The following is a 25821-nucleotide window of genomic DNA, read 5'->3' on the forward strand; positions in this document are numbered from 1 at the left end:
TACTGGCCTGCCATTCACTCATTGCCCGCCCGCCTCCATGACTAAAACCTCGGTCGACAAGCACAAAATCAAGTTCCTGCTGCTGGAGGGCATACACCCCTCCGCGGTGGAGGTTCTCAAGGCCGCAGGTTATTCCAACATCGAAAGCCTGTCCGGCGCCCTGCCCGACGACGAGCTCAAGGCCAAAATCGCCGACGTGCACTTTGTCGGCATACGCTCGCGCACCCAGCTCACGGCCGAGGTGTTTGCCCAGGCCGGCAAGCTCGCGGCCGTCGGCTGCTTTTGCATAGGCACCAACCAGGTCGACCTGGTCGCGGCCCGCGAACGCGGCATCGCGGTGTTCAACGCGCCCTACTCCAACACCCGCTCCGTGGCCGAACTGGTGCTGGCCGAGGCGATTTTGCTGCTGCGCGGCGTACCCGAAAAAAGCGCGGTCGCACACCGCGGCGGCTGGCTCAAGTCGGCCGAGAACGCCTATGAAATCCGCGGCAAGACTTTAGGCATCGTCGGCTACGGTTCCATAGGCACGCAACTCTCGGTGCTGGCCGAGGCCCTGGGCATGCATGTCGTGTTTTTCGACGTGGTGACCAAGCTGCCGCTGGGCAATGCCCGGCAGGTGGGCCAGCTCAAGGATTTGCTGGCCCAGTCCGACGTGGTGAGCCTGCATGTGCCCGAAACCCAGGCCACGCAGTGGATGATAGGCGCGGCCGAGATCGCGGCCATCAAGCCCGGCGGCGTGCTGATCAACGCCTCGCGCGGCACGGTGGTCGAGATCGAGCCGCTGGCCCAAGCATTGAAAAACAAAAAGTTGCTGGGCGCCGCGATCGACGTCTTCCCCGTCGAGCCGCGCAGCAACAAGGACATCTTCGAGTCGCCCCTGCGCGGCCTGGACAACGTGATCCTGACGCCGCACGTGGGCGGCTCCACCATGGAAGCCCAGGAAAACATCGGCATCGAGGTCGCCGAAAAACTCGTGAAGTACAGCGACAACGGCACCTCGACCTCGTCCGTCAACTTCCCCGAAGTCGCGCTGCCAGCCCACCCCGGCAAGCACCGCCTGCTGCACATTCACCGCAACGTGCCCGGCGTGCTCTCGGAAATCAACAAGGTGTTCGCCAGCAACGGCATCAACATCGCCTCGCAGTACCTGCAAACCAACGAGGCCGTCGGCTACGTCGTGATCGACATCGACGCCGCGCATTCCGACATGGCCCTGGCCAAGCTGGCCGAAGTGCCGGGGACGATTCGCAGCCGCGTGCTGTTCTAGGTCCCGGGCGCTTCTTCGCCTGCTCTGCTCTCCCCCTCACTCTCCCCCTTCCCTTATCTTGCTCCCTCTCCCTCTGGGAGAGGGCTGGGGTGAGAGCCGCCCCAAAGACCGGCCGCCATGGCAGCCATACACCCGCAAGAAAGTGAATATCACCCAAATCGCGAAACTTTGTCCACCCGCGGACAAAGAAGTGGCGATAGCCCAGCAAACTCCACGCACAGCGCATAAGCTCCGCACCGGTTCAACCGTCTTGCGTTGAAAACCATCATCAGATCGCAAGACATCCACACCGTGAAACCGTGAAGGAGGTCAACAAAATGCGCGAGCACCTGTTCAACAAAACCCTGCCGCACATGGCAAACGCGGCAGGTACTCACTGGCGGCACGGGCAGATGGCCAAGAGTCCCAGCCCGCTGAGCGCGGAACTGTTCGGCGAGGTCTTCCATCCCGACCATCGCGGCCAGCTCAGCCACCGTGAATCCGCAAAACTGCCGGGCGAGAACATCGAGGACCACGACATCATCAGCGCGATCCAGCAAGCGCATGAAGAGACCGTGGCTTTGTGGCTGGCGGGGTCATGGCGCTGCAATCTGGGGGCCAATGACTGGAATGCACCAAGGCAGAACGCTGTTGATGGCAGTCAGCGCGGGAGGTGCAGCTAATGGCCGATCACGGCTAATGTCGAGAACCTCACGCTGGCGGGGACGGCCGCCATCAACGGCACGGAGAATGCCCTGGCCAATGTGCAGGCCGCCAACGGGCATTGAGCCGGCACCCTGCCCCGCCGCGTGCCGGTTAAGCCGGCCTACTGCGCCGGAACCTGCAAGCCCAGCAGTTCCGCCAGCGCGGCCGTTGGCAATGCGCCTTCCTGCGACACCACGGCGCCGGTCTGTGCATGGGTGCCGACGATGCTGGGGATGGCGCTAAAGCCGAGGCGGGTCATGAGGGCGGTGTTTTTGGCGACGGCGTCTTTTTGCGGGTCTATGCTGCTTGCGGCGCTGATGCCGCCCCGCCCTGCTTTCATGGAAGCTTCGTGTTCATCCATGGCCGCGACCGGGTCGCCGGCGGCCAGCAGGGTGGCGCCTTGCGCGGTGCTGGCGGCGTTGAGAAGGCCGACGGGGATCCAGACAAATTTGGCCTGGGACTTGAGCGGCTTGGCGGACTCCCAGAGCACGGCGCAGTGCGGGCACTGCGCGTCGAAAAACACATAGACGGTGCGCTTGCTCATCTGCGAGCCGGCCATAAACCCCTTGGCCTCGGCCGCGATGGCTTCGACTGAAATGGGCGCGGCCGCCGCGGCTTTTTGCGCGGCGGCTTCGGGGGCGTCGTTGCAGCCGGCCAGCAGCAGGGTGCAGGCCGCCAGCGCGGCGGCGAAAAGTGAGGGAAATGGTTTGGGCATGGTGCGGCCGTTCGTGAACGAAAGGCCAAGAATAGCCGAGCGGGACTATTTCAACAGCATTTCGGCCAATTCCCCCGCCAGCATGAAGAATTCCGGCGAGCGCAGCACCGACACATGGGTAGCGTTCATCGCATAGGTCACACGGGTCTTGAGGCCGCGGGCCTGCAAAGCCCTGGCGTAGCTTTCGCTGAACAGGGGCAAGGTGTTTTCGTCCTTATTGCCGACGACCAGGCTGATCAGTGTGGCGGGCGGGACCTTGCCGGCCTCGGCCAGCGGCGAGAGGCTGGTCCAGGCGCCCTTCTTGCCCGCCGAATCGGCCCGCCATTGCCGCCACGCGGGCACATCGCAAGGACATGCGGCCAGCAGGTAGGCGTCGGCGCTGCCGGGGAAACGAGCGGCCAGCAGCGCCGCCATGGCCGCACCGCCTGAGTGGCCGACGAGCAGTATTTTTTTACCCGGGTTCAGGCTGCGCAGTTGGAGCAGCGCATCGGCGACGATGCCGATGTTCTGCGGCGTGTAGTCGTCGTCACCCGGGCCGGACTGGCCGTCCGAGCTGCCCAGGTCGCTGCGGTAGCCCGGCCTTTGCAGCGCCACCGTGACGGCCTGGAGTTTTTCCGCGAGCATGGCGGCCACGCCACTGTCGGCTTTCAGTTCGATGCGCCCACCGTTGTCGCCATGCAGGAAGACCGCCAGCACCCTGGGCGTGACGCGGGCCGAGGCCAGCGCGGGCTGCAGGGTCCGCATGACGAGGCAATGCCGGCTGTTGCCTGCCCGCTCGACGCCGTCGGCCTTTTTGCCGTCGGGGCATGTCGCCTGCTGGGCCGACACGGTCCAAGGCAGCCCGGCCAGCAACAGGCCGGCAACAGCCAGGCAGGCGCGCCGCATCAGGCGCCGCGCAAGGCGGCTTTCAGTTGCTGGCCGATCTCGGGCTTGTCGGCAAAGGGGTCGGTGGGGTTGCGTGCCTGCAGCACGTCTTCGAGCCGCGTCTGCACCGAGTGGATGGCCTTGGGGTGGCTGTAGATATAGAACTGGTTGCTGGCGATGGCGTCGAAGACCAGTTGCGCCACGTCGGCGGCGGTGACCTTGCCGGAGCCCACGGCCTTGCCGGTCATGGCCTGCTGGATCATCTGGCTTTTGGTGGGCTTATCCGCGCCCAATTCGGCCGGGCGGTTGCGGTGGCTCATGCCTATGCCGGTGGCCACAAAGAAGGGGCACAGCACCGAGGCACCGACCTGGTCGGTGACCAGGCCCAGGTCCTGGTACAGGGTTTCGCTCAAGGACACCACGGCATGCTTGCTGACGTTGTAGACGCCCATATTGGGCGGGTTCAGCAGGCCGGCCATGCTGGCGGTGTTGACGATGTGGCCCTGCCAGGACGGGTCCTTGGCGGCCGCTTCCAGCATCATGGGCGTGAAGATGCGCACGCCGTGCACCACGCCCATGACGTTGACGCCCATCACCCATTCCCAGTCCTTGAGGCTGTTCTCCCAGATCAGGCCGCCCGCGCCCACGCCGGCGTTGTTGAAGACAAAGTGCGGCGCGCCGAAGCGCTCGAACACGGCTTGGCCCATGGCCTCCATCTGTGCGGCGCTGGCCACGTCGAGCTTGAAGGACAGCACCTGGGCGCCGGCGGCCTTCATTTCCGCTTCGGCCTTGTCCAGCGCATCCTGCTGCACGTCGACCAGCACCAGGTTCATGCCGAGTTTGGCGCCCAGGCGCGCGCATTCCAGGCCGAAGCCCGAGCCCGCGCCGGTCAGCACCGCGGTTTTGCCTTTGAAGTCGGTGATCATTGCGTGTCTTCCTTGATAGCGTGAATGGGAAAATTGTCCCTGAGGCGCGCCACAACGGGTGTCACTCAGGCAACTCAGGCAAGCCGCAGCATTTCGATGTGCGGTATGCCGTCTTCGATATAGGGCTCGCCGTTCTGCACAAAGCCGTGCTGGTTGTAGAACTTCTCCAGCCGCGCCTGGGCGCCTATGCGTATGGGCTGCGGCCCCCAGTGCGCTTGCAGGCGGTCGACGGCCTCCTTCATCAGCACATGGCCGATTCCGCCGCCGCGCGCCGAAGCATGGGTGACCACGCGGCCTATGCTGGCCTCGGCGAACTTCGCGCCGGCGGCAAAGCAGCGAGCGTAAGCGGCGAGCCGGCCGTCCCGCACGCCCAGCAAATGCATGGCCTCGGTGTCGGCGCCGTCCAGATCCTGGAAGGCGCAGGCCTGTTCCAGCACAAAGACCTCGCTGCGCAGCTGCAGCAGTTCGTAAAGCTCCAGCGTGTTCAGCGCGCTGAAAGGGACAAAGCGCCAGGTGATGATGCCGCTCATGCCGGAGTGGCGGCTTTCAGCGAATAACCTATGCGCGGGAAGTGCACATGCACGGTGCCGGCGCGCGGGTCGCTGCGGCGCAGCGTGTAGTGCATGCGGGTGGCGGCGATCAGCTCGCCTTCGGTGGGCTCGGGGCCGAAACTTTCGCTGGTGATCCGTACCAGGGTGCCCAGCGGGATGCCGTGCTCGTCCTGGAACACATCATCGTGCAGCGGCGCGGGCGTGGCGGCGGCGGCCACCGCGATGGCGTCGGCGGAACCGAGCTTTTCAGAGCTGCCCTGGCCTATGGCGGCCATGCGGTCCATCCAGTCCAGCACGGCCGGCGTGAGCTTGAGGATGCCCGCGAGCACCGGTGTCTGCACCCGCGTGAACCACAGCGGGTGGTACATCGCGAAGTCGGCGATGCAGGGCACCTCACCCAGCAAAAAGGGCCTGTCGTCCAGCATGTCGGAGATGCGCCGCAAATAGGACTTGTAGGCCGCCGCGGCGTCGCCGGCGCGCAGGCGCGGCATGCCGAAGCTCATGGCCTTGCGGTCTTCGCCAAAGGCGCGCGCGGCCTCGGGTGGTGCTTTTTCAAAAATCTGCGCGATTCCCTTGGGCTGGCTGTTGTAGGCCATGGAGGTCCAGAACAGCGTGTTGTCGGCCCAGTGCGCCAGCGTGCGCGCCAAGCCCTTGCTGGGCTCGGGGTACACGGATGGTTCAGGCTGCAAGTGCTCGAGCACGTCGCTGATCAGCGCGGTGTCGCAATAAATGTCGGCGCCGATTTGCAGTATGGGCGTCTTGCGGTAGCCGCCGGTGAGTGCCACCACGTCGGGCTTGGGCATGATCATCGGGATGATGACGGACTTCCAGGCCAGGTTTTTGTACCCCAGCATGAGCCGGGTTTTTTCGGCGAAGGGCGACGTGGGGTAATGGTGAAGAATCAGTTCGCTCATGGGTGTCTCCCGTATGTGTTGTGTCTCTTGAAGTTCAGCGGGGCATGGCCCGGGCGATGATGGCATCGAAATCCGTGCCCGCGCCCAGCGTGCCGAAGGACTGGCCCCAGTTGCCGGCCAGGCGTGAATCACAGAAGGCGCCAAAGACCGCCGCGGGCGCCGTCTGCAGCAGCAGCACGGCCTGCACCGCGAGGGCAACGTCCTGCGCCAGGCGGCGTGCTTCGACCTCGCTCGCCATCTCTTCGATGCGCGTCGGCAAGGCGGCGGCCAGCTTGTCCAGCGCGGGGTGCGCGCCCCTGGCGGCGGACAGCTCCTGTGCCAGCGCAGCCACGGCATCGGCCTTGCGCAGGGCGCGCAGCAAATCCAGCGCCATGATGTTGCCCGCACCCTCCCAGATGGAGTTGAGCGGCATTTCGCGGTAGACGCGGGCCATGATGCCTTCGCCGCCCTCCTCCACATAGCCGTTGCCGCCCAGGCATTCCATGGCTTCCTGCGCGAAGTGGCTGCCGCGCTTGCAGATCCAGAACTTGGCCACCGGCGTCAAGAGGCGCGCCATGGCGGCCTCATGGGCCTCGCCCGGGCGGTCGAAGGCGCGGGCCAGGCGCATGGCCAGCGCCGTGGCGGCTTCGGATTCGAGCGCCAGGTCGGCCAGCACGTTGCGCATCAGCGGCTGCTCCACCAGCAGCTTGCCGAAGGCCTTGCGCTGCGAGGTGTGGTTCAGTGCCAGGGCCAGCGCTTGCCGCATCAGGCCGCTGGTACCCAGGGCGCAGTCCAGCCGCGTCATGGTGCCCATCTCGAGGATTTGCGGAATGCCCCGGCCCTCCTCGCCGACCAGCCAGGCTTGCGCGGCTTCAAATTCCACTTCGGAGCTGGCATTGGCCTTGTTGCCGAGCTTGTCCTTCAGGCGCTGGATGCGGATGGCGTTGAGGCCACCTTCGGGCAGCACACGCGGCAGGAAGAAGCAGGAGAGGCCGCTCTTTGTCTGGGCCAGCACCAGGAAGGCGTCGCACATGGGCGCCGAGAAAAACCACTTGTGGCCGGTGATGGCATAACGCTCGCCCCAGCCGTCGCGTCCTGAGGGCTCGGCCCGCGTGGTGTTGGCCCGCACGTCGGAGCCGCCCTGCTTTTCCGTCATGCCCATGCCCATTGTGAGGCCGGCCTTGGCCTGCCAGGGCTTGAGTTCGGGATCGTAAGCGCGGCTGGCCAGTTTGGGGCCCCAGTCGGCGTAAATCGCCGTGTTGCCACGCAGCGCGGGCGTGGCCGCGTAGCTCATGGAGATGGGGCACAGGATGGAGGGCTCGAGCTCGGTGAACAGCATGAAGCCCGCGGCGCGCCGGACGTGTGGCGATGGTTCCTCATCAGACCATGGCGTCCCGTGCAAGCCGGCCCCGGTCGCCAGCTTCATAAGCTCGTGGTAGCTCGGATGAAACTCCACCTGGTCGACGCGCCGCCCAAAGCGGTCATGGCTGTGCAACACCGGCCCATGCACATTGGCCAGGCGCGCGTGGGTCTGCATCGCGCTGCTGCCCAGCGTGGCGCCCAGCCGGCCCAACTCCTCCGTATCCAGTGCCGGCGCATTGAACTTCAGCGCATCGCGCAGCGGCCGGTTGGTGGCCAGCAGGTTGTAGTCCGATAACGGAGCGGGCTGGTTGAAGACCTCATGGGTGGGGTTCATGGAAAACCTCCTGCTGGGCCAGGCCTAGATCAGTTTGACCAGTTGCTTGCCGAAATTCTTGCCTTTGAGCAATCCGAGGAAGGCTTCGGGCGCCGACTCAATCCCCTGTGCCACGGTTTCACGCGGCCGCAGCTTGCCAGTGCCGACCAGGGTGCCCAGCTCCTTGAGCGCTTCGGGCCAGACTTCCATGTGCTCGGCTACGATAAAACCTTGCAGCTTGAGGCGGTTGGTCAAAATCAGCGCCGGGTAGGCCAGCGGCATCGGCCGGCCGTCGTAGCCGGCGATCATGCCGCACAGCGCGATGCGGCCGAAAGCGTTCATGCGCGACAGCACGGCGTCCAGCACCATGCCGCCCACGTTTTCGAAATAGCCGTCTATGCCGTCGGGGCAGGCGTCGCGCAGGGCTTTGGAGAGTGAGCCCGCGTCGGCGTGCGGCTTGTAGTCGATGCAGGCGTCAAAGCCGAGTTCATCGACCGCATATTTGCATTTGTCGGGCCCGCCCGCAATGCCGACCGTGCGGCAGCCGCGCGCCTTGGACAGCGCGGCAAAGGCGCTGCCGACGGCGCCGGTGGCGGCGCTGACCACCATGGTCTGGCCGGCTTTGGGTTCTATGATTTTGACCAGGCCGTACCAGGCGGTGACGCCGGGCATGCCGACCGCGCCCAGGTAATGCGACAGCGGCACATGGGTGGTGTCCACCTTGCGCAGCGCGCCGGGCTGGTCGGCGTTGACCACGCTGTATTCCTGCCAGCCGCCCATGCCGACGACCTTGTCGCCGGGCTGGAACTTGGGCGAGCGGCTTTCGACCACTTCGCCGGCCGTGCCGCCGATCATGACCTGGCCCAGCGGCTGGGGCGCCGCATAACTTTTGCTGTCGTTCATGCGGCCGCGCATGTACGGGTCCAGGCTCAGGTAGTGGTGGCGCACCAGCACCTGGCCCTCCTGCAGGGGCGGCGTGTCGCTGGAGACCAGCATGAAGTTGCTCGCGCTGGCCTCGCCGGTGGGACGGTTGTCGAGAAGGATTTGCTGGTTGATGGGCATGCTTGTCTCCTGTGAAGGGTGTGCCGCGCTCGGGTCGCGGCGGGGGCGTCAGTCGGTGGAAATCGCGCCGCCGGGCGCATCCGCCTGGCCGGCGGCGGGCTTGCGTTTGACGTATTTAAAGGTGCCGGTCGAATGCGCGCAGGCCTGGCCCAGTACATCGTATAACGTGGCTTCGGTGAACGCCATGGTGGCTGTGCGGTGCATGAGCCGGCCCTTGGCCGTGAGCCGGCCGCCGTCGCCGGGCGCCGGCCGCATGAAGCTGGTCTTCATTTCAATGGTGACCACGCCCGCGTCTTTCTGCACGCTGCGCGCCGCCGTGGCCATGGTCACGTCCAGCAGCGTCATGATGGCACCGCCATGCGTCACGGCAAAAGAGTTGAGGTGCTCGGGTTTGGGCGTATAGCCTATGGCCGAGGCGCCGCCCGTGAACAGCTCCAGCTCAAAGCCCAGATGCCTGACGAAAGGGATATCGGCGCCGAAGTCCATCAGTTCTTCCCAGCCCATTTCCGCTTAACCACCGGTTACTACTGATACGCCGCCATCCACCGCCAGCCACTGGCCCGTGATGTGTTTGCCGGCATCCGAGGCGTAGAGCACGCACAGGCCCTTCAAGTCCTCGTCGTCGCCCAGGCGGCCCAGCGGCGCGTGCGAGGCGAGTTTTTCCTCGCCCAGCGCCTTGAGCGTGCCGACGGTCATCTTGCTCGGGAAAAAGCCCGGGCAGATGGCGTTGACGGTGATGTTGTACTTGCCCCATTCGCAGCCCAGCGCGCGCGTGAAATTGACGACGGCGCCCTTGGAGGTGTTGTAGGCCACGGTGGTCATCTCGCGCGGGTTGCCGCCCAGGCCGGCGATGGAGGCCACGTTGATGATGCGGCCGGACTTGCGCGCGATCATGCTGTGTTTGGCGATGTGCTGGCTCAGGATGAAATAGCCGCGGATGTTGAGGTTCATGACCTTGTCCCAGGCTTCCACCGGATGGTCCTCGGCGGGTGCGCCCCAGGCGGCGCCGGCATTGTTGACCAGGATGTCGACATGGCCCAGACGCTTGATGGCCTCGTCGGCCAGCGCGCGTATGTCTTCTTCCCTGGAGCAATCGGCGGCGATCCAGTCGACGTCTATGCCGGCGGCCTTGAGCTCGGCGGCGGACTCGATCAGGTCTTCGGCCTTGCGCGAGCTCAGGATGACCTTGGCGCCGGCCTCGCCCAGCGCCTGGGCCAGTTGCAGGCCCAGGCCGCGCGAGCCGCCGGTCACGAGGGCGGTCTTGCCTTTGAGGTCAAACAGTTGCTGGATGGTACGGGTCATGGAGGGTCTCCTGGAGTGTTGTTCATGCTTTCCCGTCGGGCCGCACGGGCGGCCTGGGCGGGGATGGGGGGATGGGATAAGGAAGGGTGATCTGGCAGCCGCGGCTGCATTTTTTCAAGCTGTGTTGGACTTCGCCATGTTGGCACAACATCGCGCCGGTTGCAGCCCCTGCTGTCGTGGCGGCGACTTCCGCCCAGGCACAGCTCACGGCCCCACGTTGATGCGGGAGCGCACGTAGATCAACACAAAGCCCACCGCCGCAACGACACCGCCGACGACCACCAGCGACCAGCCTATGGCGTCGTCCGTGCGCTGGACCGACAGGCCCAGCACCAGGGTCAGCAGCCCGCCGTAAATCAGGATCCAGATCAGGGCCTGCAGGCGCGCCACGTTCTTGTTGGACACAGGGTCGGCGGACGGTTTGAAAAATGCCATTAAAAAGCCTCCTCGGGCAGGTCGGCGCAGGTCAGGTCGCGGCTTTCAACCACCTTGAGCCAGGCGTCGATCTTGGGTAACTCGTAATGATAAAAGTAGCGCATGGCTCCCATTCGTCCCGCATGCGGCGCATCCTGGGGCAATGAAAGGCTGGCCAAGGCCACGTCCAGCCACAGCCACGCCAGCACGGTGTGGCCGAAGGCCTGCATATAGGGTACCGCATTGGCCAAAGCCTCGCCGGGCTCGCCCGTGGCCCAGGCCGCCTTGGTGGCGCTGCCCACATGCTGCAGCGCCTTGCCCAGTGCGTTGGCGTGCACCGCCAGCTCGGGCCGTTGTATGGCTTTTTCAATCGTGGCGTTGATGCGGGCGGCCAGCAACTGTAGTCCCCTGCCCCCTTCCATCAGCACCTTGCGGCCCAGCAGGTCCATGGCCTGGATGCCGTGCGTGCCCTCGTGGATCATGTTCAGGCGGTTGTCGCGCCAGTACTGCTCCACCGGGAAGTCGCGCGTGTAGCCGTAGCCGCCGTGCACCTGGATGGCCAGGGAGTTGGCCTCCAGGCACCACTCGCTGGGCCAGCTTTTGGCGATGGGCGTCAGCACCTCGAGCAGCAGGCGCGCGTCGTCGGCGGCTTGCGCCTCGGCCGTGTGGTTCTCGTCGACCAGGCGCGCGCAGTACAGCTCCAGCGCCAGCGCGCCTTCGCAGTAGGCTTTTTGCGCCAGCAGCATGCGTTTGACGTCGGCGTGCTCGATGATGCGGATCTGCGGCTGGGAGGCGTCCTTGCCGCCCACGCCCACCGGCCTGCCCTGCGGACGGTTCTTGGCGTAGTCCAGGCTGGCGTAATAGCCCGCCATGCCCAGCATGGTGGCGGCCGTGCCCACGCCTATGCGCGCCTCGTTCATCATGTGGAACATGCAGCGCAGGCCTTCATGCGGCTTGCCCACCAGGTAGCCGACGGCGCCGGCCTGGCCGTCCACCGGGTATTTGCCTTCGCCGAAGTTGAGCAGCGTGTTGGTCGTGCCACGCCAGCCCAGCTTGTGGTTCAACCCCGCCAGCGCCACGTCGTTGCGCACGCCGGTGAGTTCGCCTTTTGCGTTGACCATCTTCTTGGGCACGATGAACAGCGAAATGCCGCGCGTGCCGGCGATCAGCTTCCCGTCCGGCCCCGGTATCTTGGCCAGCACCAGGTGGATGATGTTGTCGGTCAGCTCATGCTCGCCGGCCGAGATCCACATCTTGTTGCCCTTGAGGCGGTAGCGCGCGCCCAGCGGGTCGGCCTCAAAGCCTTCGCCGTCGGGCACGGCACGCGTGGTCACGTCGCTCAGCGAGGAGCCGGCCTGGGGTTCAGACAAGCACATGGTGCCTGAGAAGCGGCCCGAGAACTCGTTCTTGGCGAAAACTTCCTTTTGCAGCTCGGTACCGTGCACCATCAGCAGGTTGGCATTGCCGGTGGTCAGCAGGCCCGAGCCAATGCTGACCGAGGCCATGGCAAAAAAGGCGTTGGCCGCGGCCTCCACCGTATAGGGCAGCTGCATGCCGCCGACTTCATAGTCCTGCGCGGCGCTGAGCATGCCGGAGGCCGCATAGGCCTTTTGCGCATCGTGCGTGGCCTGGGGGAGGATGACTTTTTCGCCGTCAAAATGCGGCTCTTGTGTGTCCACGGTGCGGTTGAAAGGCGCGTATTTCTCGCGCGCGATGCGCTCGCAGGTGTCGAAGACCGCGTCGAAGGTCTCGCGCGAATGGTCGGCGAAGCGCGCGCGCCGGTTCAGCGACTCGGCGTCCAGCCAGTGGTACAGCAGGAAGTCCAGCGTGGGCCTGAGGCTCATGACGGGCTCCCCGGTTGACAGGCGGGCGGGAAGGCAGGAAACACCCGCCCTTTCTGAAGGAGCAGGGTTTCATCCATGGTGCTTGCCCGGTTTAGAGGACTTCGTAAATACCGGCCGCGCCCATGCCGCCGCCAATGCACATAGTCACGCAGACGCGCTTGGCGCCGCGGCGTTTGCCTTCGATCAGCGCGTGGCCCGTCAGGCGCTGGCCGGTTACACCGTAAGGGTGGCCGACGGCGATCGCGCCGCCGTTGACGTTGAGCTTGTCCATGGGAATGCCCAGCTTGTCGGCGCAGTACAGCACTTGCACCGCAAAAGCTTCATTGAGTTCCCAGAGGTCGATGTCGTCGATCTTCAGGCCCAGTTTGGCCAGCACCTTGGGGATCGCGAAGACCGGGCCTATGCCCATCTCGTCGGGTTCGCAGCCGGCAACCGCGAAGCCGAGGAAGCGGCCCAGGGGTTTGAGTCCCTTCTTTTCGGCCAGGGTTTCGTTCATGACGACCACGGCGCCGCCGCCGTCGGAGAACTGGCTGGCGTTGCCGGCCGCGATCACGCCGCCGGGGATGGCCGGCTTGATGCCGCTGATGCCTTCCTTGGTCGTGCCTTCGCGAATGCCCTCGTCCTTGCTGACGGTGACCTGCCTGGTCGTCAGGCCCATGACCTTGTCGGCCACGCCGGCCGTCACGGTGATGGGCGCGATTTCGGCTTCAAACAGGCCCGCGGCCTGCGCGGCCGTGGCCTTTTGCTGGCTCAGTGCGCCGTATTCGTCCATGCGTTCGCGCGAGATGTTGTAGCGCTTGGCGACCTGCTCGGCCGTCTGCAGCATGTTCCAGTAGATTTCAGGCTTGTTCTTGGCCAGCCAGTTCTCCTGCAGCATGTGGGTGTTCATTTCCTGCTGCACGCAGGAGATGCTTTCGACGCCGCCGGCCACATAGATGTCGGCTTCGCCGGCGATCACGCGCTGGGCCGCCAGGGCAATGGTCTGCAGGCCCGACGAGCAGAAACGGTTGACCGTCATGCCCGAGACGGTGACGGGGCAGCCGGCGCGCAGCGCGATCTGCCGCGCGATGTTGGCGCCGGTCGCGCCTTCCGGCGTGGCGCAGCCCATGATCACGTCATCGACTTCGCCGGCCTCGATGCCGGCGCGCTTGAGCGCGTGCTCGACGGCATGGCCGCCCAGGGTGGCGCCGTGCGTCATGTTGAAAGAGCCCTTCCAGCTTTTGGCCAGGGGGGTGCGTGCGGTGGAAACGATGACTGCTGAGCTCATGAAATTCTCCGGAATCTGGGTGCGTTGATCTGGGCGGTGCGCTGGGTTCAGACGGTCGGGTTGAAGGTCTTGCCTTCAGCCGCCAGCTTGGCCAGCAGGGGTGCGGGCTTCCAGAATTTGGCGTCGTCCAGCGGGTTCTGGGCGAAGCGGTTCATGCTTTGCACCACGTTGAACAGGCCCAGCTGGTCGGCGTACAGCATGGGGCCGCCGCGGTAGACCGGGAAGCCGTAGCCCATGATGTAGACCATGTCGATGTCGCTGGCCTTGGAGGCAATGCCCTCCTCCAGGATGTGCGCGGCCTCGTTGACCAGCGAGAACACCAGGCGCTGCACGATTTCTTCGTCGGAGATCTTGCGCGGCGTGATGCCCAGGCTGGCACGGTGGTCCTCGATCATCTTGACGACCTCGGCGTTGGGGATGGCGTCACGCTTGCCGGGCACATAGTCGTACCAGCCGGCGCCGGTCTTCTGGCCGAAGCGGCCTTTTTCGCACAGCAGGTCGGCCGTCTTGCTGTACTTCATGTCGGGTTTTTCGGTGTAGCGGCGCTTGCGGATGGCCCAGCCGATGTCGTTGCCGGCCAGGTCGCCCATGCGGAAAGGTCCCATGGCGAAGCCGAATTTCTCGATGGCCTTGTCGACCTGCTCGGGCGTGCAGCCTTCATCGAGCAGGAAACCGCCCTGGCGGCCGTACTGCTCGATCATGCGGTTGCCGATAAAACCGTCGCACACGCCGGAAACCACCGCCGTCTTCTTGATCTTCTTGCCCACCGCCATCACGGTGGCCAGAACGTCCTTGCCGGTCTTGGCGCCGCGCACCACTTCGAGCAGCTTCATCACGTTGGCGGGACTGAAGAAATGCATGCCCACCACGTCCTGCGGACGCTTGGTGAAGGCGGCGATCTGGTTGACGTCCAGTGTCGAGGTGTTGGAGGCCAGGATGGCGCCGGGTTTCATCACGCGGTCCAGTTCTTTAAAGACCTTTTCCTTGACGCCCATGTCCTCGAACACGGCTTCAATCACCATATCGGCGTCCTTCAGGTCGTCGTAGCTCAGCGTGGTGCTAAGCAGGCTCATGCGCTGCTCGTACTTGTCCTGCTTGAGCTTGCCCTTCTTGACCTGGGCTTCGTAGTTCTTCTTGATGATGCCGATGCCTTTGTCCAGCGCCTCCTGCTTCATCTCGAGGATCTTGACCGGAACGCCGGCGTTCAGGAAGTTCATGGCGATGCCGCCGCCCATGGTGCCGGCGCCGATCACGGCGACCGAATTGATCTCGCGCTTGGGCGTGTCTTCCGGCACGTCGGGTATCTTGGAGGCGGCGCGTTCGGCCATGAAGATATGCCGCAGCGCACGGCTTTCAGGCGTCCACATCAGGTTGATGAAGAACTCGCGCTCCAGGGCCATGCCTTCTTCGAATTTCTTCTTGGTGGCGGCTTCCACGGCGTCCACGCACTTGAGCGGCGCGGGGAAGTTTTTGGCCATGCCCTTGACCATGTTGCGGGCGAACTGGAAGTAAGCGTCGCCGTTGGGGTGCTTGGCGCGCAGCTCGCGCACCAGCGGCAGCGGCCGCGTGTCGGAAACCGACTGCGCAAAGGCCAGGGCTTCCTGCGCCAGCGATTCGGGCGAGGCGGCGAGCTTGTCGAACAGCTTCTGGCCGGGGATTTGCGCCAGCAGCTCGCTCTTGACGGGTTCGCCGCTCACGATCATGTTCAGGGCCGGCTCCACACCGAGCACGCGCGGCAGGCGCTGCGTGCCGCCGGCGCCGGGTAGCAGGCCCAGCTTGACTTCGGGCAAGGCGATGTTGGTGCCGGGTGCGGCGATGCGGTAGTGGCAACCCAGGGCCAGCTCCAGGCCGCCGCCCATGCAGACGGAATGGATAGCGGCCACGACGGGCTTGGCGGAATTCTCGACGGCGCGGATCACGCTCAGCAGATTGGGTTCGGTCAGCGCCTTGGGCGTGCCGAATTCCTTGATGTCGGCACCGCCCGAGAAGGCCTTGCCGGCGCCGGTGATCACGATGGCCTTGACGGCCGCATCGGCATTGGCTTTTTGCAGGTTGTCGGTCAGGCTCAGGCGGGTGGCGTGGCCCAGGCCGTTGACGGGCGGGTTGCTCAGCGTGATGAGTGCGACGGGGCCATGGACTTCGTAAAGAGTGGTCATTGCTGTGCTTCTTTCCTTGATGGAGTTTCGGTTTTTCAGTTGTCTCGGCTGGCGCTGCGGCCCTGCAAGCCCTGGTGGCGACACCGGCGGTCGCCAAAAAAGTACGACCGTTCTTTTTCTATTGTAGGGGGCGTTTGTGACGGCACAAGGCCCGGGTTGGGGTGTTTGGTCTATTTTTGTCCCAGCGGTGACAGGCCTACCCTATCCGCACGGTTTTTTACACTTCCAGCCACTCTTTGCGGATGTAGGCGTCAGCCCGCAGACTGTCGGGCGTGCCGTCAAACACGATGCTGCCGTGGCCCATGACCAGCGCACGGTCGGAAATCGCCATGGCGATGGTCAGCTTCTGCTCGATCAGCAGCACCGAAATGCCTTTGGCCTTGAGCGTTTGCAGATACTGGCCCACGAGTTCAACGATTTTGGGCGCCAGGCCCTCGGTGGGCTCGTCGATGATGATGAGGTCGGGGTCGCCCATCAGCGTGCGGCACAAGGTCAGCATCTGCTGCTCGCCGCCCGAGAGCACGCCGGCCTCGGTGTGCTGGCGTTCGCGCAACCGCGGGAACATCCGGTACATGTCTTCAAACGACCAGCGCGAGCCCTTGCCGGATCCCTTCTGGCCCAGCAGCAGGTTCTGGTGCACCGTGAGCTTGGGGAAGATGTCGCGGTTCTCGGGCACGTAACCTATGCCCAGGTGAGCGATCTGGTAGGCCTTCTTGCCGACGATCTCCTGCTTTTTCCAGAGTATGGAGCCCTGGCAGTCGACCAGGCCCATGATGGCCTTGGCCGTGGTGGAGCGCCCCGAGCCGTTGCGGCCCAGCAAGGCGACGATCTGCCCGGGCTGGACGTCGAAATGCACGCCGTGCAGCACATGGCTTTTGCCGTAGAAGGCGTGGAGGTTCTGGATATGCAACATATCAATGCCCTCCAGCTTGTGCGTCTGCCACCGAGGAGCCCAGGTAAGCCTCCTGCACACGCTGGTCCGCACGCACGGCTTCAGGCGTGTCGTAGGCAATGATTTCGCCATAGACCACCACCGCGATCTTGTCGGCCAGGCCGAAGACCACGCCCATGTCGTGCTCCACCGTCAGCAGGGTCTTGCCCACGGTGACTTCCTTGATCAGGCTGATAAAGCGGCTGGTTTCCGAGCGGCTCATGCCGGCCGTGGGCTCATCCAGCAGGATGACGCTGGCGCCGCCGGCGATGGTGATGCCGATTTCCAGCGCGCGCTGCTCGGCGTAAGTCAGGTTGGTGGCCAGCACGTCGCGTTTTTTGTCGAGCTTGATCATGGCCATCAGTTCCTCGGCGCGCTGGTTGGCGTCGTCCAGGTCAGCCAGAAAGCGCAGGAAGGTGTACTTGTAGCCCAGGCTCCAGAGCACGCCGCAGCGCAGGTTCTCGAACACACTGAGCTTGGGGAAGATGTTGGTAATCTGGAAGCTGCGCGACAGGCCCAGCCTGTTGATCTCAAACGGCTTTTTACCGTCTATGCGCTGGCCGTTGAGCAGCACCTGGCCACTGGAGGGCTCAAAACGGCCGCTGATGAGGTTGAACAGCGTGGACTTGCCCGCGCCGTTGGGGCCGATGATGGCGACACGCTCGCCGGCCTGTACCTGGAGGTTGGCGCCGCGGATGATCTCGGTCTTGCCGAAGTTTTTCCGCAAATCCTTCAATTCAAGCGAACAGGTGATTGCACTCACAACAGTTCCCTCCGCTTGATTTCTTTTTCAATGTCATCCTGGATTTCGCCCCATTGCGTGAGGAATTGGCGGCGCGTGAGCTCGAACAGCCCAAGGCCGGTGACCAGCACAAAACCCGCGCCCAGCCAGCTGTTGAGGTTGGTCGCGTTGAGCCGCACGCCCATAAAACCGAGCTCGGGGCCCAGGGCCGCGTTGAGCTGCAGGTGGTAGACCATCTCCACCATGGCTGCTGCGCCGGCCAGCGCGGTGAAGGCCGTCACGGCCAGGCCCAGGTAACCGACCCACAACTCCCTGAGCTTGCCGAAGGCGGCCACGCGCAGGTTCATCATGATCAGGCTGGCGATGCCGCCGGGCGCATACATCACCATGAACAGGAAGATCAGGCCCACATACAGCAGCCAGGCCATGGACAGCTCCGACAGCAGGATCAGCGCCACCACCAGCAGGCCGGCGCCAATGATGGGACCGAAGAAAAACGTCGCCCCGCCCAGGAAGGTGAACAGCAGCAGGCTGCCCGAGCGCACGCCGCTCACGACTTCCGCCGTGACGATTTCCGAGTTGATGGCCGCCAGCCCGCCGCCTATGCCGGCAAAGAAGCCGGCGATGATGAAGGCGTAATAGCGCACGCGCTGCGTGTTGTAACCGATGAACTCCACGCGCTCGGGGTTGTCGCGCACGGCGTTCAAAATGCGGCCCAGCGGCGTGCGCGTGAAGGCGAACATCGCAGCGGTGCAGATAAAGCAGTACACCGCGATCAGGTAATAGACCTGGATCTGCGGGCCGAAGCTGATGCCGAACACCGGCTTGCCGTAGGCCCGGTTGGTGGTGATGCCGCCCTCCCCGCCAAAGAACTCGGGGAACATCAGCGACATGGCAAACACCAGCTCGCCCACGCCCAGCGTGATCATGGCAAAGGTGGTGCCGGCCTTCTTGGTGGTGACGTAACCGAACAGCACGGCGAAGAACAACCCCGACAGGCCGCCCACCAGCGGGATCAGCGACAGCGGGATGTAGAACGTGCCCTTGCCGGCCAGGTTCATCGCATGCACGGCCAGGAAGGAGCCCAGCCCGGCATAGACCGCGTGGCCGAAACTGAGCATGCCGCCCTGCCCCAGCAGGATGTTGTAGCTCAGGCAGATGATGACGAGGTAGCCGGCCTGCGACAGCATGGTCAGCGCCAGGCTGCTCTTGAACATCAGCGGCGCGGCGATCAGCAGCAGCGCGTACAGCGTCCACAGCAGCCAGCGGCCGACGTTATAGGGTTTGAACTGGTAGTACGGGGTGGTAGCCATATGCGTGCCTCAACCTTCCCGCGTGCCAAGCAGGCCCTTGGGCCTGAAGATCAGGATCAGCACCAGGAACAGGAAAGGCAGTATGGGCGCCACCTGCGAAATCGTGAGCTTGAGCAGCGGGTAGCCGAAGGTCTCGGGCGTCACGGTGTAGCTGAACCTGGCCAGCAGCGTCATCAGCGACTGGTCCATCTGCACCGCGAAGGTCTGTATCAGGCCTATCAGCAGCGACGCCAGGAAGGCGCCGCTGAGCGAACCCATGCCGCCCACCACCACGACCACAAAAATGATGGCACCCACCGAGCCGGCCATGGCAGGCTCGGTGATGAAGGTGTTGCCGCCAATGACGCCGGCCAGGCCCGCGAGCGCCGCGCCGCCGCCGAAGACCAGCATGAAAACGCGCGGCACGTTGTGGCCCAGGGCTTCCACCGTTTCAGGGTGGGTCAGCGCGGCCTGGATGACCAGGCCTATGCGGGTGCGCGTGAGCAGCAGCCAGATGCCGGCCAGCATGGCCAGCGAGATGAACATGATGAAGGCGCGCGATTTCGGGAAATTGGTGCCGAACACCGTGAACAGCGGGCCCTGCAGGCCTTCGGGCAGCACGTAGTTGACGGCCGAGCGGCCCCACACCAGTTGCACCAGCTCCAGCAGCAGGTAGGACAGCCCGAAGGTGACCAGCAGCTCGGGCACATGGCCGAACTTGTGCACCTTGCGCAGGCAAAAGCGCTCGAAGGCCGCGCCCATGGCAAACACCAGCAGCGGCGCCACCAGCAGCGACCACCAAAAGCCTATGACCTGCGAGGTGCTGTAGGCAATGTAGGCGCCGACCATGTAGAAGGACGCGTGCGCGAAATTGAGCACGCCCATCATGCTGAAGATCAGTGTCAGGCCGGAGCTGAGCATGAACAGCAGCAAGCCGTAGCTGAGGCCGTTGAGCATCGCAATGGTGAAGGATTCCAGATTCATCGATAAGCGCCTGTTGCAATAAAAGCCGGATGAAAAAAAGGCCCGAACTCGGATCGGGCCTGTGTCCGTCAGCGGGACGCCGGTGTCATCCCGGGCGCTTCATCTGGCACGAGGTGGGCGTGCTGGCCACATAGGGCTCATAGTATTTGACCGGCACAAAGGTGTAGCCCGTGTTCTCGGCATCGTAGGGGTATTTGCCGCCGGCTTTTTCCCATTTGTCGATGTACAGGCCTTGCTGCAGCTGGTGGTCGGTCTTGCGCATCTCGACGTCGCCGTTAAAGCTCTTGAAGCGCAGGCCTTCCATGGCCTTGGCCACCACGGCCGGCTCGGTCGACTTGGTCTGCGCCATGGCTTCGGTCAGGATGGTGAAGGCGTGGTAGATCGCGCCGGTGTAGAAGTCGTCGTTGAACTTCTTTTTGTACTCGGCCTGGATCTGCTGGATCTCGCCGCCCATGTTGAGGTGGTTGTAGGACACCATGTAGACGCGCCCGGCCGAGCCCGCGCCCAGCGCGGTCGGCGTGCCGGTAACGCCGGCGTAGTAGGTGTAGAACTTGACGTTGTTCAGACCGGCCTCATTGGCGGCCTTCACCAGCAGAGACAGGTCGGAGCCCCAGTTGCCGGTGATCACGGTGTCGGCGCCCGACTGCTTGATCTTGGCGATGTAGGGCGCGAAGTCGCGCACCTGGGCCAGCGGGTGCAGGTCTTCACCGACGATTTGGATGTCGGGACGCTTGCTGCCCAGGTTGGCCTTGGCGAACTTGGCGACCTGCTGGCCGTGCGAGTAGTTCTGGTTGATCAGGTAAACCTTCTTGATGTCCGGCTGCTCCTTCATGAAGGCCGTGAGCGCCTCCATCTTCATGGAGGTGTCGGCATCCAGGCGGAAGTGCCAGTAGTCGCACTTGCTGTTGGTGAGATCTGGGTCCACTGCGGCGTAGTTGAGGTAGACGACTTCCTTGCCGGGATTGCGTTCGTTGTACTTGGACAGCGCGTCCATGATGGCCAGCGCCGGGCCCGAGCCGTTGCCCTGCACGATGTAGCGCGCGCCCTGGTCGATGGCGGACTTCAGCGCGTTGGTGGTTTCCTGCGGGCTGAGCTTGTTGTCGATGCCGATGATCTCGAACTTCACGCCGGCCTTGTTCTTTTTGCTGAACTGCTCGGCCAGGAACTGGAAGCCCTTGAGCTGGTTGGTGCCGACCGCCGCCATCAGGCCGGAGAGCGGATCCAGCCAGGCGATCTTGACGGTCTGGTTCAGGTTCACGGCACCACCTGCGGCGGGCGCTGCGGTTGCGGCCTTGGCGGGAGCGGCAGCCTTGGCAGGTGCCTGGGCCATCGTCATGCCGCTGTAGAGCATGGCGGACACCGCCAGGGCGACGCCTGCATGCCGCGCGAAAAATCGGGTTTGGGTTGTCATCCCTTGTCTCCTGAAAATTTATGAATTTGCGAACGAAAAACCTGACGGGAACCGGCAAAGGTTAGGTTAATTAATGCTGCACTGCGTCAGGGAATGCCCTAGCGATATGTCACGAACGTGACCAGAGATGTAGCCCCCACAGTCGTTCACTGCGTGTAACTCCTTGCCCCCGGAGGGGGCCGCCCGCCTGCGGCCCGGCAAAGCCGGTTCCGCGTCTCATGCTTGGTTTGATTCGCCCACCTCGAACTTTTGTTTTATGGCTGTGGCAATTTGTAATCCTTCAAGAGCTCGCGCAGCCTGGTCTTGAGCATCTTGCCGGTGGCGCCCAGGGGGATCGCGTCGACAAACACCACGTCGTCGGGGATTTGCCATTTCGCGGTCTTGCCGTCGTAGAAGCGGATCAGTTCGTCGCGCGTGACCTCCATGCCGGGCTTTTTGACCACCGCGATGATGGGGCGCTCGTCCCACTTGGGATGGGCCACGCCTATGCAGGCGGCCATGGCAACGGCCGGATGCGCCACGGCAATGTTCTCGATGTCGATGGAGCTGATCCATTCGCCGCCCGACTTGATGACGTCCTTGCTGCGGTCGGTGATCTGCAAATAGCCGTCGGGGTCTATGGTGCCGACGTCGCCCGTGGGGAACCAGCCGCCCACCAGCGGGTCGCCGCCCTCGCCCTTGAAGTACTCACGCACGATCCACGGTCCCTTGACGTGCAGGTCGCCGAAGACCTTGCCATCCCAGGGAAGTTCGTCGCCATGGGCGTCGACGATCTTCATGTCGACGCCGTAGATGGCGCGCCCCTGCTTGAGGCGTATTTTCATTTTTTCGGCTTCCGGCAGCGCGTCGTGCTTGTTCTTGAGCGTGCACAGCGTGCCCAGCGGGCTCATCTCGGTCATGCCCCAGGCGTGCAGCACCTCCACGCCGTAGTCTTCGCGGAAGGCATGGATCATGGCCGGCGGGCAGGCCGAGCCGCCTATGACGGTGCGCTTCAAGGTGGAGAACTTCAGGCCCGCGGGTTTCATGTGGGTCAGCAGCATCTGCCACACCGTGGGCACGCCGGCCGCGTAGGTGACCTTCTCGGCCTCTATCAATTCGTAGATCGACTTGCCGTCCAGCGCCGGGCCGGGGAACACCAGCTTGGCGCCGGTGAGCGCGGCCGAATACGGGATGCCCCAGGCGTTGACGTGGAACATGGGCACCACGGGCAAGATGGCATCGCGCGCCGAGATGCACATTACATCGGGCAGCGCGGCCGCATAGGCATGCAGCGTGCTGGAGCGGTGGCTGTAGAGCGCGGCCTTGGGGTTGCCGGTGGTGCCGCTGGTGTAGCACATGCTCGAAGCCGTGTTCTCGTCAAAGCTGGGCCAGGCGTAATCGGCGCTTTGCGCGCCTATCCAGCTTTCATAGCTTTGCAGGTTGGGAACGCCGGAGTCTGCCGGCAGCTTGTCGGCACCGCACAGCGCGATGTAGTGCTTGATGGTCGGGCAGCGGGCGTGCACCGCCTGCACCAGCGGCAAAAAGCTCAGGTCGAAGCACAGCACCTGGTCTTCGGCGTGGTTGGCGATCCAGGCGATCTGGTCCGGGTGCAGGCGCGGGTTGATGGTGTGCAGCACCCGGCCCGAGCCGCTGACGCCGTAATAGAGCTCCAGGTGACGGTAGCCGTTCCAGGCCAGCGTGGCGACCCGGTCGCCAAAGGCGAGCTTCAGGCCGTCCAGGGCCTTGGCGACGCGGCGCGCGCGCTGGCCCATGTCCTTGTAGTTGTAGCGATGCAGGTCGCCTTCCACGCGGCGCGAGACGATTTCAGCATCGCCGTGGTGGCGCTCCGCGAACTCGATCAAACCGGAAATCAGCAGTGGCTGGCTTTGCATCAAACCTAACATCGTCGGCTTTCCTTTCCTGCCCTGGGGGCGTGTGGGTGAATCAAAAGTCTCCGCGGCCATGGTACCCCTGGGCTTGGACGCCAGGCCCCGGGAAAGTCCCCAGCGGCGGCGCCTTGGCGACACCGCGCAGCCGACTGTCACCGCCTGGCGGGCGAAACGCAAAGCCTGTCGTCCGGCCGACAGGTTCTAGGTAGATACCCCGTGCCACAGCCGGAGGACAATTGCGCCCATGCCCTTTGACCTCGCCCCTTTGCCGCATCGCTTCCTCAGCGGCCAGCCCTGGTTTCCCGGCCTGACCGCCGAGCACCAGGCGCGCTTGCTGGAGCACAGCTTCACGCTGGACGGGCGCAAGGGCGAGGTGCTGCTGGGCGCGGGCGCGCCGGTCCAGGGCTGGTATGCGGTGCTGTCGGGCCTGGTGAAACTGCAAAGCACCTCGCCCGAAGGCCGGGTGTCGGCCTTCCTGGGTGTGCCTGACGGCGAATGGTTTGGCGAAGGCTCGGCGCTCAAGACCGAGCCGCGCCGCTACGACGTGATCGCGCTGCGCGACACCACCCTGCTGTGCCTGCCGCGTGCCGAATTCGACGAACTGCTGGCCGGCTCCCTGGACTTCAACCACTACCTGGTCGCCCACCTGAACCGGCGCCTGGCCCAGGCCATGACCATCATCGAGGCGGGCCGCCTGCGCGCGCCCGAGCAGCGTGTGGCGCTGTACCTGAGCCGGGTGTTCTGGCAGGGCCGGCGCAAGCTGCTGCTGTCACAGGAAGAACTGGGCCACCTGGCCGGCCTGTCGCGCCAGACCGTCAACCGCGTGCTGCAGACCCTGGAGGGGCTGGGCCTGGTGTCGCTGGAGTTCGGCCGCGTGGCGCTGCTCGATGAGCAGGCGCTGGCGGCTTACGCCAGCCGGCCAACGCTTAACCCCATCCCGGCAGGGCCGGCGGGGCGATAGCACAATAAGGCCATGACCTCAGCTTCCGCGATAGACAGCCCCAGCCCTGCCGGCGAATTGAACCCCGCCGGCGCCTCCGGCCTGAACTGGGTCAACAGCTTTGCAAGCCTGGGCCCGGACTTTTACACCGAACTCCAGCCCACGCCCCTGCCCTCGCCCTATTGGGTAGGCAAAAGCCGCGCGTTCGCACGCGAGCTGGGCCTGGCGGACAACTGGCTGGAATCGGCCGGCACACTCGAGGCGCTGACGGGCAACCGCCTGCTGCCGGGCGCGCGGCCGCTGGCCAGCGTCTACAGCGGCCACCAGTTCGGCGTCTGGGCCGGGCAACTCGGCGACGGCCGCGCGCTGTTGCTGGGCGAGATAGACACCCCGCGCGGCCCGCAGGAAATCCAGCTCAAAGGCGCCGGCAAAACGCCCTATTCCCGCATGGGCGACGGCCGCGCCGTGCTGCGCAGCTCGATTCGCGAATTCCTGTGCTCCGAGGCCATGCACGGCCTGGGCATCCCGACCACACGGGCGCTGTGCGTCACCGGCTCCGACGCGCCGGTGCGGCGCGAAGAAATCGAAACCGCCGCCGTGGTGACGCGCCTGGCGCCCAGCTTTATCCGCTTCGGGCATTTCGAGCATTTCAGCTACACCGGCCAGCATGCCCAGCTCAAGGCCCTGGCCGATTACGTCATAGACCGTTTTTACCCTGATTGCCGGGAGGCGCCGCAGCCCTATGCGGCCCTGCTGGAGGCCGTCAGCGAACGCACGGCCCATCTGATGGCGGCCTGGCAGGCCGTGGGTTTTTGCCACGGCGTGATGAACACCGACAACATGAGCATCCTGGGCCTGACCATCGACTACGGCCCCTTCCAGTTTCTGGACGCCTTCGATCCCAACCACATCTGCAACCACTCGGACGCCCAGGGCCGCTATGCCTATAACCGCCAGCCGAACATGGCCTACTGGAACCTGTTCTGCCTGGGGCAGGCCCTGCTGCCGGTGATAGGCGAGCAGGAGCTCGCGCTGGCCGCGCTGGAGCCTTACAAAACCTTGTTCCCCGATGCCCTGTACGCGCGCATGCGAACCAAGCTGGGCCTGGCGGAAGAGCGGCCGGATGACAAGGCCCTGGTGGACAACTGCTTCAAGCTGCTGGCCGCCAACAAGGTCGACTACAGCATCTTCTGGCGGCGCCTGAACGGTTTCACGCCGCAAAGCGGCCATGAGCCGGTGCGCGACCTGTTCTTCGACCGCGAATCCTTCAATGCCTGGGCCTTGCAGTATTCGGAACAGCTGGCTGGCGTAGACCCCGAACAGCGGGCCGGCCTGATGCACAGGAGCAACCCGAAATTCGTGCTGCGCAACCATCTGGGCGAGGAAGCCATACGCGCGGCGAAACTAAAAGACTTTTCGGGTGTCGATACCTTGCTTGCCTTGCTGCAATCCCCATGTGAGGAGCATCCCGGCCATGAAAGTTTTGCCGGTTTCCCGCCCGACTGGGCTTCATCGATTGAAATTAGTTGCAGTTCGTAACATCAACGTCAAATCCCCAGGACCACAACATGAGCGCCAAGATCCAGAAAACCGACGCCGAATGGAAAGCCCTGCTGACCGAAAAAGGGGCCGAGCCGGCCGCCTTTGAAGTCACCCGCCACGCGGCCACCGAACGCCCCTACACCGGCAAGTACGAAGCCGTCTGGGCCGACGGCAGCTACCACTGCATCTGCTGCGGTGCCAAACTGTTCGACTCCGAGACCAAATTCGACGCCGGCTGCGGCTGGCCCAGCTTTTCCGAGGAAGCCGTGCCGGGCGCGATCGAGGAAATCGTGGACCGCAAGCACGGCATGGTGCGCACCGAAACGGTGTGCGCGAGCTGCGGCGCGCACCTGGGGCACGTGTTCCCAGATGGGCCGACACCAACCGGCCTGCGTTACTGCATGAATTCCGCCTCCCTCGATTTCAAACCAAAAGCCTGACGGCGCGCAGGATGCATGGAGCCGGGCCGCGCGCCCGGCCGGGGATCGCTC

Annotated in this window: 24 protein-coding genes; 5 read left to right on the top strand and 19 right to left on the bottom strand. The window is 64.5% G+C overall.

The genetic code is table 11. The features are described from left to right. Positions 1–37: 37 nt before the first annotated feature. Together serA and PMI15_RS22245 are read left to right on the top strand one after the other, a co-directional pair. Entirely contained in the window at positions 38–1267 is a 1230-nt protein-coding gene (gene serA, locus PMI15_RS22240; RefSeq protein WP_007874464.1) for a phosphoglycerate dehydrogenase, read from the top strand. A gap of 299 nt (positions 1268–1566) precedes the next feature. Beyond that, entirely contained in the window at positions 1567–1929 is a 363-nt protein-coding gene (locus PMI15_RS22245; protein WP_036840697.1) for a hypothetical protein, read from the top strand. 143 nt (positions 1930–2072) lie between these two features. Here PMI15_RS22245 and PMI15_RS22250 read toward each other — a convergent pair whose 3' ends face one another. From PMI15_RS22250 to PMI15_RS22340, 19 genes are all read right to left on the bottom strand, one after another. Next, positions 2073–2666, bottom strand: coding sequence for a thioredoxin fold domain-containing protein (locus tag PMI15_RS22250; protein WP_007874466.1), 594 nt, complete (start codon positions 2664–2666; stop codon positions 2073–2075). A gap of 45 nt (positions 2667–2711) precedes the next feature. Beyond that, entirely contained in the window at positions 2712–3551 is an 840-nt protein-coding gene (locus PMI15_RS22255) for a S9 family peptidase (protein WP_007874467.1), read from the bottom strand. Then, positions 3551–4456 carry an SDR family oxidoreductase gene (locus PMI15_RS22260; protein WP_007874469.1) on the bottom strand — a complete coding sequence of 302 codons (906 nt, stop codon included), beginning with the start codon at positions 4454–4456 and terminating at the stop codon, positions 3551–3553. Before PMI15_RS22260 ends, PMI15_RS22255 begins: the two co-directional genes overlap by 1 nt. A 74-nt stretch (positions 4457–4530) precedes the next feature. Continuing rightward, on the bottom strand, positions 4531–4986 hold the full coding sequence (locus PMI15_RS22265; protein WP_007874470.1) for a GNAT family N-acetyltransferase: 456 nt from the start codon (positions 4984–4986) through the stop codon (positions 4531–4533). Beyond that, a complete protein-coding gene (locus PMI15_RS22270; protein ID WP_007874471.1) occupies positions 4983–5921 on the bottom strand; it encodes a glutathione S-transferase family protein in 939 nt (312 codons plus the stop codon). Before PMI15_RS22270 ends, PMI15_RS22265 begins: the two co-directional genes overlap by 4 nt. Positions 5922–5955: 34 nt before the next feature. Next, complete coding sequence (locus tag PMI15_RS22275) at positions 5956–7596, bottom strand: isovaleryl-CoA dehydrogenase (protein WP_007874472.1); 1641 nt, start codon at positions 7594–7596, stop codon at positions 5956–5958. 24 nt (positions 7597–7620) lie between these two features. Further along, a complete protein-coding gene (locus tag PMI15_RS22280) occupies positions 7621–8637 on the bottom strand; it encodes an NADP-dependent oxidoreductase (RefSeq protein WP_007874473.1) in 1017 nt (338 codons plus the stop codon). Positions 8638–8685: 48 nt separating this feature from the next. Beyond that, positions 8686–9141 (bottom strand): PaaI family thioesterase, encoded by a 456-nt coding sequence (locus PMI15_RS22285; protein WP_007874483.1) that lies wholly within the window; start codon positions 9139–9141, stop codon positions 8686–8688. Positions 9142–9147: 6 nt separating this feature from the next. Next, positions 9148–9939 carry an SDR family oxidoreductase gene (locus PMI15_RS22290; RefSeq protein ID WP_007874486.1) on the bottom strand — a complete coding sequence of 264 codons (792 nt, stop codon included), beginning with the start codon at positions 9937–9939 and terminating at the stop codon, positions 9148–9150. A gap of 204 nt (positions 9940–10143) precedes the next feature. Beyond that, positions 10144–10374: a hypothetical protein gene (locus PMI15_RS22295; protein WP_007874487.1), complete on the bottom strand. Its 231-nt coding sequence runs from the start codon at positions 10372–10374 to the stop codon at positions 10144–10146. Then, a complete protein-coding gene (locus PMI15_RS22300; protein WP_007874489.1) occupies positions 10374–12197 on the bottom strand; it encodes an acyl-CoA dehydrogenase in 1824 nt (607 codons plus the stop codon). The genes PMI15_RS22295 and PMI15_RS22300 overlap by 1 nt, the downstream gene beginning before the upstream one ends. Before the next feature lie 91 nt (positions 12198–12288). After that, positions 12289–13464 (bottom strand): acetyl-CoA C-acyltransferase, encoded by a 1176-nt coding sequence (locus PMI15_RS22305; RefSeq protein ID WP_007874495.1) that lies wholly within the window; start codon positions 13462–13464, stop codon positions 12289–12291. Positions 13465–13511: 47 nt separating this feature from the next. Further along, positions 13512–15620, bottom strand: a complete 2109-nt coding sequence (locus tag PMI15_RS22310) for a 3-hydroxyacyl-CoA dehydrogenase NAD-binding domain-containing protein (protein ID WP_007874497.1) — start codon at positions 15618–15620, stop codon at positions 13512–13514. A 217-nt stretch (positions 15621–15837) separates the two neighbouring features. Beyond that, the gene (locus PMI15_RS22315) at positions 15838–16533 is read right to left on the bottom strand and encodes an ABC transporter ATP-binding protein (protein ID WP_007874499.1); all 696 of its coding nucleotides are present in this window, start codon (positions 16531–16533) and stop codon (positions 15838–15840) included. 1 nt (position 16534) lies between these two features. Beyond that, positions 16535–17314 carry an ABC transporter ATP-binding protein gene (locus PMI15_RS22320; protein ID WP_007874501.1) on the bottom strand — a complete coding sequence of 260 codons (780 nt, stop codon included), beginning with the start codon at positions 17312–17314 and terminating at the stop codon, positions 16535–16537. Beyond that, on the bottom strand, positions 17311–18606 hold the full coding sequence (locus tag PMI15_RS22325) for a branched-chain amino acid ABC transporter permease (protein ID WP_007874503.1): 1296 nt from the start codon (positions 18604–18606) through the stop codon (positions 17311–17313). Before PMI15_RS22325 ends, PMI15_RS22320 begins: the two co-directional genes overlap by 4 nt. Before the next feature lie 9 nt (positions 18607–18615). Beyond that, on the bottom strand, positions 18616–19569 hold the full coding sequence (locus PMI15_RS22330) for a branched-chain amino acid ABC transporter permease (RefSeq protein ID WP_007874505.1): 954 nt from the start codon (positions 19567–19569) through the stop codon (positions 18616–18618). Positions 19570–19654: 85 nt separating this feature from the next. Beyond that, on the bottom strand, positions 19655–20899 hold the full coding sequence (locus PMI15_RS22335; protein ID WP_036840726.1) for a branched-chain amino acid ABC transporter substrate-binding protein: 1245 nt from the start codon (positions 20897–20899) through the stop codon (positions 19655–19657). Positions 20900–21234: 335 nt separating this feature from the next. Next, entirely contained in the window at positions 21235–22863 is a 1629-nt protein-coding gene (locus PMI15_RS22340) for a 3-(methylthio)propionyl-CoA ligase (RefSeq protein ID WP_007874510.1), read from the bottom strand. A 229-nt stretch (positions 22864–23092) separates the two neighbouring features. Here PMI15_RS22340 and PMI15_RS22345 point away from each other — a divergent pair, with 229 nt between their 5' ends. Genes PMI15_RS22345 through msrB form a run of 3 tightly spaced genes read left to right on the top strand, consistent with a single transcriptional unit; the run spans position 23093 to position 25770 of the window. Next, positions 23093–23809 carry a Crp/Fnr family transcriptional regulator gene (locus tag PMI15_RS22345; RefSeq protein ID WP_007874512.1) on the top strand — a complete coding sequence of 239 codons (717 nt, stop codon included), beginning with the start codon at positions 23093–23095 and terminating at the stop codon, positions 23807–23809. A gap of 12 nt (positions 23810–23821) precedes the next feature. Beyond that, positions 23822–25327, top strand: a complete 1506-nt coding sequence (locus PMI15_RS22350; protein ID WP_007874515.1) for a YdiU family protein — start codon at positions 23822–23824, stop codon at positions 25325–25327. 29 nt (positions 25328–25356) lie between these two features. Further along, positions 25357–25770, top strand: a complete 414-nt coding sequence (gene msrB, locus PMI15_RS22355) for a peptide-methionine (R)-S-oxide reductase MsrB (RefSeq protein WP_007874517.1) — start codon at positions 25357–25359, stop codon at positions 25768–25770. The last annotated feature ends 51 nt before the right edge of the window (positions 25771–25821 follow it).

It is taken from the genome of Polaromonas sp. CF318 (assembly GCF_000282655.1).
Lineage (GTDB): Bacteria > Pseudomonadota > Gammaproteobacteria > Burkholderiales > Burkholderiaceae_C > Polaromonas.

Excerpts from the sequence above, each read along its gene's own strand:
- serA (WP_007874464.1), top strand. The coding sequence starts at position 38 with ATGACTAAAACCTCGGTCGACAAGCACAAAATCAAGTTCCTGCTGCTG.
- PMI15_RS22250 (WP_007874466.1), bottom strand. The coding sequence starts at position 2,666 with ATGCCCAAACCATTTCCCTCACTTTTCGCCGCCGCGCTGGCGGCCTGC.
- PMI15_RS22255 (WP_007874467.1), bottom strand. The coding sequence starts at position 3,551 with ATGCGGCGCGCCTGCCTGGCTGTTGCCGGCCTGTTGCTGGCCGGGCTG.
- PMI15_RS22260 (WP_007874469.1), bottom strand. The coding sequence starts at position 4,456 with ATGATCACCGACTTCAAAGGCAAAACCGCGGTGCTGACCGGCGCGGGC.
- PMI15_RS22265 (WP_007874470.1), bottom strand. The coding sequence starts at position 4,986 with ATGAGCGGCATCATCACCTGGCGCTTTGTCCCTTTCAGCGCGCTGAAC.
- PMI15_RS22270 (WP_007874471.1), bottom strand. The coding sequence starts at position 5,921 with ATGAGCGAACTGATTCTTCACCATTACCCCACGTCGCCCTTCGCCGAA.
- PMI15_RS22275 (WP_007874472.1), bottom strand. The coding sequence starts at position 7,596 with ATGAACCCCACCCATGAGGTCTTCAACCAGCCCGCTCCGTTATCGGAC.
- PMI15_RS22280 (WP_007874473.1), bottom strand. The coding sequence starts at position 8,637 with ATGCCCATCAACCAGCAAATCCTTCTCGACAACCGTCCCACCGGCGAG.
- PMI15_RS22285 (WP_007874483.1), bottom strand. The coding sequence starts at position 9,141 with ATGGGCTGGGAAGAACTGATGGACTTCGGCGCCGATATCCCTTTCGTC.
- PMI15_RS22290 (WP_007874486.1), bottom strand. The coding sequence starts at position 9,939 with ATGACCCGTACCATCCAGCAACTGTTTGACCTCAAAGGCAAGACCGCC.
- PMI15_RS22295 (WP_007874487.1), bottom strand. The coding sequence starts at position 10,374 with ATGGCATTTTTCAAACCGTCCGCCGACCCTGTGTCCAACAAGAACGTG.
- PMI15_RS22300 (WP_007874489.1), bottom strand. The coding sequence starts at position 12,197 with ATGAGCCTCAGGCCCACGCTGGACTTCCTGCTGTACCACTGGCTGGAC.
- PMI15_RS22305 (WP_007874495.1), bottom strand. The coding sequence starts at position 13,464 with ATGAGCTCAGCAGTCATCGTTTCCACCGCACGCACCCCCCTGGCCAAA.
- PMI15_RS22310 (WP_007874497.1), bottom strand. The coding sequence starts at position 15,620 with ATGACCACTCTTTACGAAGTCCATGGCCCCGTCGCACTCATCACGCTG.
- PMI15_RS22315 (WP_007874499.1), bottom strand. The coding sequence starts at position 16,533 with ATGTTGCATATCCAGAACCTCCACGCCTTCTACGGCAAAAGCCATGTG.
- PMI15_RS22325 (WP_007874503.1), bottom strand. The coding sequence starts at position 18,606 with ATGGCTACCACCCCGTACTACCAGTTCAAACCCTATAACGTCGGCCGC.
- PMI15_RS22330 (WP_007874505.1), bottom strand. The coding sequence starts at position 19,569 with ATGAATCTGGAATCCTTCACCATTGCGATGCTCAACGGCCTCAGCTAC.
- PMI15_RS22335 (WP_036840726.1), bottom strand. The coding sequence starts at position 20,899 with ATGGCCCAGGCACCTGCCAAGGCTGCCGCTCCCGCCAAGGCCGCAACC.
- PMI15_RS22340 (WP_007874510.1), bottom strand. The coding sequence starts at position 22,863 with ATGTTAGGTTTGATGCAAAGCCAGCCACTGCTGATTTCCGGTTTGATC.
- PMI15_RS22345 (WP_007874512.1), top strand. The coding sequence starts at position 23,093 with ATGCCCTTTGACCTCGCCCCTTTGCCGCATCGCTTCCTCAGCGGCCAG.
- PMI15_RS22350 (WP_007874515.1), top strand. The coding sequence starts at position 23,822 with ATGACCTCAGCTTCCGCGATAGACAGCCCCAGCCCTGCCGGCGAATTG.
- msrB (WP_007874517.1), top strand. The coding sequence starts at position 25,357 with ATGAGCGCCAAGATCCAGAAAACCGACGCCGAATGGAAAGCCCTGCTG.